Raw genomic sequence first — 10,202 nt, 5'->3', positions numbered from 1 at the left:
CAGTGATGCCCGAGGGCGCTGCGCATGACGGCGATAGGGAAAGCTATACCCGACAGATACGCGCAGTGCTGCGGACCGGGGCCGCAATGGGGCTGGACGGTGTTAAGACAAAATAAAGTTTTTCAGTGTTTTCTAGGGGTATCAGTCATGGGCCGCGTGTTTTTCGTGACATGCTGCCCGATTTGTGATCGACTGATATTACGGTAATCAAAATAAGGGAGAGCAACTTATGACTATGAGTTCACACCTGATTGAACTTCGCAAAAAACATCAAAATCTATCTGAAATGGTTGAGCATGAGCAGCGCAACCCGGGCAGCGACGACCTGCATATCGTCGACCTCAAGAAACAAAAATTACGATTAAAGGAAGAGATTTCGCGTCTCTCGGCCTAGGGCTGAACCTTTGACACTGTGGCACTGGCGTGCGCCGCCAGTGCTGCGCCTGCAGTGATAAGCAGAGCCGCAATCAGCAACGCCCATGTCGCGTTTGCGATACCAGCCCCTATTAACACGAATGTCGACAGCAACGGGGCAGCATAAGATGCAACCCCTAACAGCTGGATGTTGCCGTGTTTTACCCCGATGTCCCAGACATAAAATGCCAACCCAACAGGGCCAACGCCAAGTGCTATGATTGACAACCAACCAGATGTGGTGGCGGGCCAGACGGTGGTTTCAAGCGCCAGATGCGCGATGGTTGACAGGACCGCAGTGGCCAGACAGAAAATCGCAACGCTGTCGGTCGGGATGTTGCCCAGACGGCGTGACAGGACCGAATATCCGGCCCATGTCAGGGCGCACAACAAGGCGAGGGTGTAGCCGATCATCGAGTCTGCCTGAAACCCACCGCCCCCGTTAAGCACAATCATTGCGGCGCCGGAAAAGCTGATGATCGCGCCGATCACATGACCCTTGCGCAGGGTTTCGTTTGGCAAAAATCCGGAAAACAGCACGATCAGCAGCGGCCACAGGTAAGCAATCAGGCCTGCTTCGGCGGCGGGTGCACGGCGCAGGGCGGAAAAATACAGGAAATGATAGCCGAACAATCCGGCGGTTCCGAACGCGTAAATGCGCCAGTTTATCTGGCTAAGGTGGTGAAAACCGTTATTTCGCGCCGTCCAGATCAGGCCAATTGACCCGCCGATGGCAAAACAGATCGCAGTGAGTTGAAACGGTGGCACGGGGGCGGTGCCGACGGTAAATAGCGCGAGTAATGACCATAGAAGGACGGCAATGAAGCCGATAGCGGTGGCGCGGGCGCGGGTCATATTTTGATGTCCTCTTGGGCGACAAACCGGCGCGATCCCTTGCATTTATGCATGTTTGAGACCTCTTTCAGCACCCAGTCAATAAATGCTTTTACTTGCGGCCGTTTTTCCGCACCCAGCGGATAGACAATACGATAGCGGGCTGTGACGGCAATGGCCAACGGGAACGGTGCGACCAACTGATTGTCGCGCAACGCCCGTTCAGCCAGCGAATAGCGGCCCAGAACCACGCCGGTTCCAGCGATGGCTGCGTCATTTGCGTGGTCGGATTGTGAAAACCGCGGGCCGCCTTCGGGCGGCTGCCCCAACCCCTGTTCCTGAAACCATGTATTCCAGTTTGACGATTGTTTGATGAAAGTAAAATCGTCCTGATGTAACAGAGTTGCGCTCCGCAAATCCTCTGGAGTTTTGATTTTGCGGGCCATTTCGGGCGACATCATCGGGGTCATCCATTCCTTGATGATGTCCTGACTGAACAACCCGTCGTCCGGCCCCTCGCCAAAACGGATCGCGACATCGACATCGTCACGCTCGAAATCTATCAGGCGCAGGGTGGCGAAAAACCGTAGTTCTACATCAGGGTGGGTCTGGGCAAAATCAAACATCCGCGGGGCCAGCCATTTCGCGGTAAATGCGGGACCAGCGGTGATGGTCAGGGTTTGAGTGTCAGTTTGGCGCTGCACGTTTCGCCATGCGGCATTCAGGGTGGCGAAACCTTCAGTGGTGGCAGGGGCCAGCAATTGGCCCGCTTTGGTCAGTTCAACCGCGCGATTCAGGCGGCGGAATACCGGCTGGCCCAGGTGATCCTCTAGCGATTTTATCTGGAAGCTAAGGGCCGCGGGGGTGACGTTTAGCTCGGCTGCGGCCATTGCGAAGCTCATGTGTCGCGCGGCAGCTTCAAAGGCGCGAAGGGCGGTGAGAGGGGGCTGGCGTGTTTTCATATCAGTTAAGTATAACTTATCTGAGAAGATTAAAAGTCTCGTTTGTCAATGATAATTGTAGCACCCATATTGAGTAAAGTTAAGTAACTCTGATGAATGAGGAAATGAGAATGCTTATGATTACATCAGATCCGCAGATCAAAACCCTGCTTGAGAAGGGGCGTAAACAGCGAAGTGACTCTTTTTTCAGATTGTTCAAATGGCTTTCATTTGTTGCGAAACCCAAGGATGGTGTGGCCTTGAAAAAAGAGGCGATACCAACGCAGTGCTGCCCCAATTGATGCTTATGCCAAATACTGCCCGCCGTTTGCGGTGAGGGTGGAGCCAGTGATAAAGCCGGAGTCGTCTGACGCCAGAAAGGTCACGCAGCGAGCGATTTCACCGGCTTCGCCCAAGCGGCCAACAGGGATTTGGGAAATGATGCTGTCGCGCACTTTTTCCGGCACGGCCATCACCATTTCGGTACCTATGTAGCCTGGGCAGATGGTGTTCACAGTGATGCCTTTGAATGCGCCTTCTTGCGCCAGCGCCTTGGTAAAGCCGATGTCGCCTGCTTTGGCGGCGGAATAATTCGCCTGCCCCATTTGCCCCTTTTGCCCGTTGATCGACGAAATGTTTATAACGCGGCCAAAGCTGCGGTCCCGCATGCCGTTCCAAACAGGATGGGTCATGTTGAAGACCCCGTTCAGGTTGGTGTCCATCACCTCTTGCCATTGGTCGCGGGTCATTTTGTGGAACATGCCGTCGCGGGTGATGCCGGCGTTGTTGACCAAAATTTCTACTGGTCCCAGATCGGCTTCGACCAGCGCGATGCCCGCTACGCAAGCGTCATAATCGGCCACAGACCATTTATAGGTTTTGATGCCGGTGTCCTTTGTGAACTGCGCGGCGGCTGCATCGTTGCCGGCATAGGTGGCAGCGACGGAGTAGCCTTTTGCCTGTAGGGCCGTAGAAATCGCCGCGCCAATTCCGCGCGTGCCTCCAGTTACAAGGGCAACTCTGGTCATATCTAGCTCCATTCGGACACGTAATTAAATTACGTCATGTCGATCAAATGCGTAATATTGTTACGCGATGGATTTTCCTTACCCGCGTTCGACGCAGAGCGCAACACCCATTCCGCCGCCGATGCATAAAGTTGCCAAACCTTTTTTGGCATTGCGCCGGACCATTTCAAAAAGCAGAGTGTTCAGGATGCGGCAACCGGATGCGCCGATGGGATGACCTATGGCAATCGCGCCGCCGTTTACATTCACCACAGCAGGGTCCCAACCCATATCTTTGTTGACGGCGCAGGCTTGGGCGGCGAAGGCCTCGTTCGCCTCTACCAGATCAAGGTCTTGCGCTTTCCAGCCAGCGATTTCTAGCGCTTTGCGACTGGCACCGATTGGACCAACCCCCATGATCGAGGGGTCAAGACCGACGGTGGCATAAGAGGCGATCCGCGCCATCGGGGTGATACCGCGTTTTTCGGCATTGTCGGCAGACATCAAAAGGACTGCCGCCGCGCCATCGTTAATACCGCTGGCATTGGCGGCGGTGACGGTGCCGTTTTCACGCACGAACGCAGGACGCAGTTTTTGCATGTTTTCAATGGTGGCCCCGTGCCGGATGTATTCATCCGCATCCACAACGGTTTCGCCTTTACGGGTTTTGACGGTGAAAGGGATGATTTCGTTAGCGAACCTGCCCGCCTTTTGCGCCGCTTCGGCCTTGTTCTGGCTGGCGACGGCGAATTCATCCTGCATTTCGCGGCTGATTTGCCATTGGTTGGCAACGTTTTCGGCCGTTTGACCCATGTGGTAACCGTTGAACGCATCCCACAGCCCGTCGCGGATCATGCTGTCAATGTATTTCACATCGCCCATTTTGTGCCCGTTGCGAAGATGTGCCACATGTGGGGAAAGCGACATGTTTTCCTGACCGCCCGCAGCAATTATCTCGGCGTCACCCAGTTTAATGTGTTGGGCGGCAAGTGCGACGGCGCGCAGGCCGGATCCACAAACCTGATTGATCGACCATGCTGCAGATTCGACTGGTAGGCCCGCGTTGATATGGGCCTGTCGGGCGGGGTTTTGCCCCTGACCGGCGGTCAAAACCTGCCCGAGAATGGTTTCGGAAACATCGGACTTGTCGATGCCGGCGCGTGCGACAACCGCTTCTAGAACTGTCGCGCCTAGATCATGCGCAGGTGTGTTGGCAAAAGAGCCTTGAAAGCTGCCAACGGCGGTGCGGGCGGCGGATGCGATTACGATGTTGGTCATTTGGCTGTCCTCTGTGCTGGTATGCGCGAGGGTCAGATCGCAACCCCCGTGTTGATCACAGTGTTAGGAGGTTTGCGTTGAAGCGGCAATAGATTGCTAGGCGCGTTTTTCTTCGGCCGGTATGCGCCACGGGGGCATCGTTGTCGGTGCGCCAAAGAAATAGCCTTGCAGGCAATCAATGCCGATTGATTCAAGGAATCCCACATCTTCAGCGGTTTCTACGCATTCGGCGACGGTAAACATTTCAAATTGCTCGGCAATAGATATCAAGGCCTTGGTCAACACTTGATTGTCGGGCTCGGAATGAATGTTGCGAATAAACTGCCCATCAATTTTTACAATGTCGAAATAGAAATCCTTGAGGAATCGAAAGGCGGTATATCCCGCGCCAAAATCATCGAGCGCGAATGAAATCCCCATTTTCTGTAAGTCAGCCATAAAGGAGGTGACAAGTTCCGGCATCATCATCGCCGAGGATTCGGTGATTTCCAGTATCAGACGTTCGCCCGCCGTTGGATCAATTTGTAATCCGTGCAACAACGTATCCATCCAGCGTTTATACCCGATGGAGCGCGCGGACATGTTGATGGAGAGGCGCAGGCCCGGTTCTTCGGCCAGTGTGGCCAGCCCCAATTCAAGCGCCAGACAATCAATGATGCGCCCCATTTCATCGGTTTCGATTACGCCAATAAAATCCCGCGCCGGAATGATGCGACCGGTTTCATCCAGCACACGGATCAACCCCTCGTAAAAGGCGGGGCGGTGGTGACAGTCGGCGCGCACAACCGGTTGATAGGCGAGCAGAACCTGTTTACGACGCAGCGCGTCCTTGACCATTTTCAGTGTGTGTCGATCCCGCGCACGAACGGCAAAATCCAGCGGATTGTCCATCGCAGGGGATAGTTCCGGCGTTGTGAATATTCGTCTGTCTTGCATCAGATTCTCCGTCCCGTGTTAGGGCACATTGTGGCCATACCACTTAAGAACAGGTAAATGTTCACATTTGGTTCTAATTTTGCTAAACTGTTTCGAACATCAGTAATTAGTTGAAAACAGGAGGTTTTATGGGAGATAGCTGCACATGGGTCGGATCAGAGCCACTATATATTTTATATCATAATGATGAATGGGGCGTGCCGGAGTACGACAGCCGCACCCTGTGGGAGAAACTGATTCTGGACGGGTTTCAGGCCGGTCTGAGCTGGATCACCATTTTGAAGAAGCGCGATAACTTTCGGGCGGCCTTCGAGGGGTTCGATCCGAATGTGATCGCAGGCTGGGGCGAAGCCGAGGTTGAACGCCTGTTGGGGGACGCCGGCATCGTGCGCCACCGCGGTAAGATTGAAGCGACGATAGGCAACGCCAAGGCGTGGCAGGTGATCGAGGCGCGCGAGGGGTTTGATACGTTCCTGTGGAACTACATGGATGGCAAACCGTTGCAGAACCGGTTTGAAACGATGGATATGGTTCCAGCGCAGACACCGCTATCGGTGCAAATATCCAAAGACTTGAAAAAGGAAGGTTTCAAGTTTTGCGGCCCGACCATTGTCTATGCGTTCATGCAGGCGGTGGGCATGGTGAATGACCATGTGGTGGGGTGCCCGTGCCATGACAGGGTGGCGAAACTAGCCCGTTAGCCGTTTTCGCCAGATAAGATAAGTGCCTTTATTATGGCTTTTGCACTATCGGTATCCCATTCAGCATCGCCACGCAAACGGGCAATTTCATCGCCGTTAGGATCAATGATCACAGATATTGGCAAGCCCAGAACGCCCATATCGCGGGCCAAGGCTTGTGTCGGGTCCAGCAGGATAGGTAAGTAGGTGACATCTGCATTTTCAAAGAACTTTTTGATTCCAGGCAATGTGTTGCGGCCTGTTGCGACGGTAACCACCTCGAATTTATCTCCGCCCAGTGTTTCTTGCAGGTTGTCCAGCGATGGCATTTCCTTGCGGCATGGTGCGCACCATGTGGCCCAGAAATTCAGCAGGATGTATTTGCCTTGATAATCTGCCAACCTGCGTTCACCACCGCTGGGGTCAGTGAACACCTTGGCCGACACGGGTTTCGGCATGGAATGAAACACCAGTTTCTTCATCAACCCTTCGCGCAGGGCTTCAAGGTCGGCAATATCCGCCACAGCGCTGTTTGCACCAAGTGCCAAGGCCGCGTATAGGACGACAGAACGAAAGATACCCATTTATTCCTCCAAGGCCACAGACATGACCAAAACTTCAAAAGACACCCAGAACGCCAACACTATGTGGGGCGGGCGGTTCGCCGCTGGTCCTGACGCGATCATGGAGGCGATCAATGCCTCGATCGGGTTTGATCAGCGAATGGCCGCACAGGACATCCAGGGGTCGCGTGCCCATGCCGCCATGTTGGCAGCCACAGGCATTATCACTGATAAGGATGCCGAGGCGATAGGGGAAGGGCTTCTCACGGTTTTGTCAGAGATCGAGGGTGGAAATTTTGAATTTTCCACGGCGCTTGAAGATATTCACATGAATGTGGAGTCCCGCCTGAAGGATTTGATCGGCGAGCCTGCGGGGCGTCTGCACACGGCGCGGTCGCGCAATGATCAGGTGGCGCTGGATTTCCGGATGTGGGTGCGCGACCAGACGGATGCGGCGATTGAGGGCATCGGTGCTCTGATGTCGGCGCTGCTGGTGCAGGCCGAAGCTGGCGCCGATTGGGTGATGCCTGGGTTCACCCATTTGCAGGTGGCCCAACCGGTGACGTGGGGCCATCATATGATGGCCTATGTCGAGATGTTTGGCCGCGATATGAGCCGGTTTCAGGATGCGCGTAACCGGATGAACCAATCGCCCTTGGGGGCCGCGGCCCTTGCGGGTACGTCATTTCCGATTGACCGGCATATGACGGCGACGGCGCTGGGTTTTGACGCGCCTACCGCCAATTCGCTGGATGCGGTGGCGGATCGGGATTTTGCGCTGGAGTTTCTGGCCGCCAGCACGATTTGTGCCATGCATCTGTCACGCTTTGCCGAAGAGCTGGTGATCTGGTCCTCGGCGCAGTTCCGGTTTGTGGCGTTGTCTGACCGGTTTTCGACCGGATCATCCATCATGCCGCAGAAAAAAAACCCTGATGCCGCCGAGTTGATCCGCGCTAAAATTGGCCGGATCATGGGGGCGATGGTCGGCCTGTTCACGGTGATGAAGGGTCTGCCGCTGACCTATTCCAAGGACATGCAAGAGGACAAGGAACAGGTGTTTGATGCCGCTGACAGCTTGATGTTGGCGCTGGCCGCGATGACGGGGATGGTGGCGGATTTGACTGCCAACCGTAAGGAGTTGGAAATTGCCGCCGCCACCGGATTTTCCACCGCCACCGATCTGGCCGACTGGCTGGTGCGTGAATTGGGTATGCCGTTTCGGGATGCGCATCATGTGACGGGGACGCTGGTGGGGATGGCTGAAAGCAAGGGCTGCGATTTGCCCGAGTTGTCGCTGGATGATATGCAATCGGTGCATGATGACATCAACGCGGGGGTGTTTGATGTGCTGGGCGTGCATAATTCGGTGGCCAGTCGCGTGTCTTATGGCGGCACAGCGCCCGCACAAGTGCGCAAGCAAGTTGCCCGCTGGAAAGAGGTGTTGGGATGAAGGTTATCGCGACTTTGATGGCATTTGCGGTTTTGGCCGCTTGCGGTGCCAATGGCGAACCCGTGCGCCCTTCGGTAAACGCGGGGGTGTCGATCACATCTGGCGGGGTTAATCCTTCGGTTTCGGTTGGCACGCGTATTGGTCCAGTGAACGTCAATATCGGGTTATAATACCCAGCGGAATGCGCGTTTCAGCTCGGTAACCGCGTCGCGGTCATACCAGCGGCCATGCGCCAGAATAATCCGCTCCGGTCCCCATTCGATCATCTGCTCAACAGCGGCACGCAGTTTGCGATGACCCTTTGAAAACGTCATCCGCATATCGCGTGGCATTTGCCCGTCAGGGTCTTGGATGCCGCCCAGACGGGTCAGGATGCGCAGGGGCCATGACAGGTTTCGCGGCTCGAAATTTTCGATCAGATCAGTCAGGATCAGGGTGCGGGACGCGGTGTGAAAGAACACTGCCTCGCGGTGGATTTTGCTGCCCTCAACAATCATTTGTTCAATCTGTCCGGCCCATGCATCAGGCGCTGTTTGGGTCAGATCCTGATCAAACCTGATGTTCATCCCATGCTTTTTCGCTCGCGCAACGATGCCGGGGGCAGCATAGGCGCAGGCGTCGGGGAATGCCTTTTGCCACTCAGAAATATAGGCGTAGTGAATCCAGTTTGGCGCAATCAGGTGGCGGACGGGGCCAAGCGCGGAGATTTCCGCGTTTAGCGCATCGCATATCTTGGTGGGAGAATGCAGCCAGACATCGCCGTTTTTCAACCGCACCACCGTCATGCGGGTTGAAAACGGCACGCCGTAGAACCGGATGGATGGACCATCAACGAGCCAGATTTCATCACCAACGGGTTTTAACGTGTTCAGGGGGGCATATCCGCTCATGCTTACAGACTAGAACCAATGCCAAACCAACACAATCCTGCGGTTTGACGGCGATATGGCGGGGTTTTGTCGGGGCTATGTCGTGGTTATACTGGTGCGCATGGTCCAGATTAAGGGCACACCGAAACCAGCGCGTGAGGACGACATGGTTATTCGCAATCTGCGCATCGAGCGGGGCTGGTCACAAGAACAGTTGGCCGAAATATCCGGCGTATCGACCCGCACGATCCAGCGGATTGAACGTGGCGGCAAGGCCAGTCTGGAATCCTTGAAGTGTCTGGCAGCGGTGTTTGAAACCCCGATTTCCAACCTGCAAAAGGATATTAATATGACAAATCCTGACAACGGCCTGACCTCTGAGGACCGCGCCGCCCTAAAATATGCCCATTACCTGAAATCCTATGATCGGGATTATGACGTTGATGGCGGGCTGGCGACCCAAAATATGTCGGACGCGGAACGCGGCGTGGTGAAGCATGTGCGCAAACTAAAGATATTTTTCACATTAGCGATTTTCGTTGATCTGGTTCTGGTGGTGTTACTGGCGATCAATCTGCTGACATGGTCGGGCTACCTGTGGATGATTTGGCCGACGCTGGGATTGGGCATTATAATGGCGGTCATTGCGATTTGGCTGTTTGGGTTTAACGGACCCGTCGGTGAAAGCTGGGAACGGCGCCAGATCAAAAAACGGCTGCGCAATCTTTAGAGAGGGCTAAACAAAAAGCCCCTCATCCAGAAATCGGTTTTCAGCTAATGAAGGGAGCGGTTCACGCGCTAAGAGAGAACAACCGATAAGGGGTGGATTGGGTTGGCTTGCTGCCCGTGTTCTGTAGCGAGCCGTCTTCCGGCACACTTTTCCTTGATCATAGTGGGCGCACTGATAGGATCAACTCTAGAGAGATTTTGCTGGGTGTGTTTTGGTGCTGGTTGCTGGGGTTAATCATTTTAGAGATTTGAGGAGGGCTGTGTCGTTGGTGCGATTGGTGAGGTGTGCACCCTTCCGACTGGTTATATTAAGAAAAGTGTTTGCCATTCGATTGGATACCCATGAAAATTTTTGTCTCTTGCGGTAACTGTAGTGGCCTTAAAATATACTGTTTAATTCAAAGGAGAGATAGATGGCCCGAGAGCAAAATCCAAAATCCCCTTTTGTGATAATTTCGGATTATATAATGTATACTGTTAAGCAACGAACGCGGTTGATCG

The 10,202-nt window shown here is 54.5% G+C and carries 13 protein-coding genes; 6 read left to right on the top strand and 7 right to left on the bottom strand.

Features of this window, described 5'->3' with window-relative positions; genetic code table 11:
- Positions 1–229 precede the first annotated feature (229 nt).
- Positions 230–394: a YdcH family protein gene (locus ACWB12_RS05470; protein WP_479529059.1), complete on the top strand. Its 165-nt coding sequence runs from the start codon at positions 230–232 to the stop codon at positions 392–394.
- On the opposite strand, the gene yddG is transcribed toward ACWB12_RS05470, so the two are convergent.
- Both yddG and gcvA read right to left on the bottom strand, forming a co-directional pair.
- Complete coding sequence (gene yddG, locus ACWB12_RS05465) at positions 391–1,269, bottom strand: aromatic amino acid exporter YddG (RefSeq protein ID WP_479529058.1); 879 nt, start codon at positions 1,267–1,269, stop codon at positions 391–393. The two genes, ACWB12_RS05470 and yddG, sit on opposite strands and share 4 nt — an antisense overlap.
- Positions 1,266–2,210, bottom strand: coding sequence for a transcriptional regulator GcvA (gene gcvA, locus ACWB12_RS05460; protein ID WP_479529057.1), 945 nt, complete (start codon positions 2,208–2,210; stop codon positions 1,266–1,268). The genes yddG and gcvA overlap by 4 nt, the downstream gene beginning before the upstream one ends.
- A 110-nt stretch (positions 2,211–2,320) precedes the next feature.
- Between gcvA and ACWB12_RS05455 the strand changes: the two genes are divergently transcribed.
- Positions 2,321–2,491, top strand: coding sequence for a hypothetical protein (locus ACWB12_RS05455; protein ID WP_479529056.1), 171 nt, complete (start codon positions 2,321–2,323; stop codon positions 2,489–2,491).
- Positions 2,492–2,494: 3 nt separating this feature from the next.
- On the opposite strand, the gene phbB is transcribed toward ACWB12_RS05455, so the two are convergent.
- From phbB to ACWB12_RS05440, 3 genes are all read right to left on the bottom strand, one after another.
- Entirely contained in the window at positions 2,495–3,217 is a 723-nt protein-coding gene (gene phbB / locus ACWB12_RS05450) for an acetoacetyl-CoA reductase (protein ID WP_479529055.1), read from the bottom strand.
- A 78-nt stretch (positions 3,218–3,295) separates the two neighbouring features.
- Positions 3,296–4,474, bottom strand: a complete 1,179-nt coding sequence (locus ACWB12_RS05445; RefSeq protein WP_479529054.1) for an acetyl-CoA C-acetyltransferase — start codon at positions 4,472–4,474, stop codon at positions 3,296–3,298.
- A 96-nt stretch (positions 4,475–4,570) separates the two neighbouring features.
- On the bottom strand, positions 4,571–5,410 hold the full coding sequence (locus ACWB12_RS05440) for an EAL domain-containing protein (protein ID WP_479529053.1): 840 nt from the start codon (positions 5,408–5,410) through the stop codon (positions 4,571–4,573).
- Between the two features lie 128 nt (positions 5,411–5,538).
- Here ACWB12_RS05440 and ACWB12_RS05435 point away from each other — a divergent pair, with 128 nt between their 5' ends.
- On the top strand, positions 5,539–6,111 hold the full coding sequence (locus ACWB12_RS05435) for a DNA-3-methyladenine glycosylase I (protein WP_479529052.1): 573 nt from the start codon (positions 5,539–5,541) through the stop codon (positions 6,109–6,111).
- Here the strand turns inward: ACWB12_RS05435 and ACWB12_RS05430 are convergent.
- The gene (locus ACWB12_RS05430; protein ID WP_479529051.1) at positions 6,108–6,674 is read right to left on the bottom strand and encodes a TlpA disulfide reductase family protein; all 567 of its coding nucleotides are present in this window, start codon (positions 6,672–6,674) and stop codon (positions 6,108–6,110) included. The genes ACWB12_RS05435 and ACWB12_RS05430 overlap by 4 nt on opposite strands.
- A 22-nt stretch (positions 6,675–6,696) precedes the next feature.
- On the opposite strand from ACWB12_RS05430, the gene argH reads away from it, so the two are divergent.
- Both argH and ACWB12_RS05420 read left to right on the top strand, forming a co-directional pair.
- On the top strand, positions 6,697–8,103 hold the full coding sequence (gene argH, locus ACWB12_RS05425) for an argininosuccinate lyase (RefSeq protein ID WP_479529050.1): 1,407 nt from the start codon (positions 6,697–6,699) through the stop codon (positions 8,101–8,103).
- Positions 8,100–8,273 carry a hypothetical protein gene (locus ACWB12_RS05420; RefSeq protein WP_479529049.1) on the top strand — a complete coding sequence of 58 codons (174 nt, stop codon included), beginning with the start codon at positions 8,100–8,102 and terminating at the stop codon, positions 8,271–8,273. Before argH ends, ACWB12_RS05420 begins: the two co-directional genes overlap by 4 nt.
- Here the strand turns inward: ACWB12_RS05420 and ACWB12_RS05415 are convergent.
- Positions 8,268–8,993, bottom strand: coding sequence for a DUF4336 domain-containing protein (locus ACWB12_RS05415; RefSeq protein ID WP_479529048.1), 726 nt, complete (start codon positions 8,991–8,993; stop codon positions 8,268–8,270). The two genes, ACWB12_RS05420 and ACWB12_RS05415, sit on opposite strands and share 6 nt — an antisense overlap.
- A gap of 55 nt (positions 8,994–9,048) precedes the next feature.
- Between ACWB12_RS05415 and ACWB12_RS05410 the strand changes: the two genes are divergently transcribed.
- Entirely contained in the window at positions 9,049–9,702 is a 654-nt protein-coding gene (locus tag ACWB12_RS05410) for a helix-turn-helix domain-containing protein (RefSeq protein WP_479529047.1), read from the top strand.
- The last annotated feature ends 500 nt before the right edge of the window (positions 9,703–10,202 follow it).

The organism is Profundibacter sp. (assembly GCF_056498605.1).
The sequence above is the reverse complement of the archived record's forward strand: the minus strand, read 5'-3'. Positions and strand labels throughout refer to the sequence as shown.

Coding starts and splice junctions, on each gene's coding strand:
- gcvA (WP_479529057.1), bottom strand. CDS start 2,210: ATGAAAACACGCCAGCCCCCTCTCACCGCCCTTCGCGCCTTTGAAGCT.
- phbB (WP_479529055.1), bottom strand. CDS start 3,217: ATGACCAGAGTTGCCCTTGTAACTGGAGGCACGCGCGGAATTGGCGCG.
- ACWB12_RS05440 (WP_479529053.1), bottom strand. CDS start 5,410: ATGCAAGACAGACGAATATTCACAACGCCGGAACTATCCCCTGCGATG.
- yddG (WP_479529058.1), bottom strand. CDS start 1,269: ATGACCCGCGCCCGCGCCACCGCTATCGGCTTCATTGCCGTCCTTCTA.
- ACWB12_RS05410 (WP_479529047.1), top strand. CDS start 9,049: ATGGCGGGGTTTTGTCGGGGCTATGTCGTGGTTATACTGGTGCGCATG.
- ACWB12_RS05470 (WP_479529059.1), top strand. CDS start 230: ATGACTATGAGTTCACACCTGATTGAACTTCGCAAAAAACATCAAAAT.
- ACWB12_RS05455 (WP_479529056.1), top strand. CDS start 2,321: ATGCTTATGATTACATCAGATCCGCAGATCAAAACCCTGCTTGAGAAG.
- ACWB12_RS05420 (WP_479529049.1), top strand. CDS start 8,100: ATGAAGGTTATCGCGACTTTGATGGCATTTGCGGTTTTGGCCGCTTGC.
- ACWB12_RS05415 (WP_479529048.1), bottom strand. CDS start 8,993: ATGAGCGGATATGCCCCCCTGAACACGTTAAAACCCGTTGGTGATGAA.
- argH (WP_479529050.1), top strand. CDS start 6,697: ATGACCAAAACTTCAAAAGACACCCAGAACGCCAACACTATGTGGGGC.
- ACWB12_RS05445 (WP_479529054.1), bottom strand. CDS start 4,474: ATGACCAACATCGTAATCGCATCCGCCGCCCGCACCGCCGTTGGCAGC.
- ACWB12_RS05430 (WP_479529051.1), bottom strand. CDS start 6,674: ATGGGTATCTTTCGTTCTGTCGTCCTATACGCGGCCTTGGCACTTGGT.
- ACWB12_RS05435 (WP_479529052.1), top strand. CDS start 5,539: ATGGGAGATAGCTGCACATGGGTCGGATCAGAGCCACTATATATTTTA.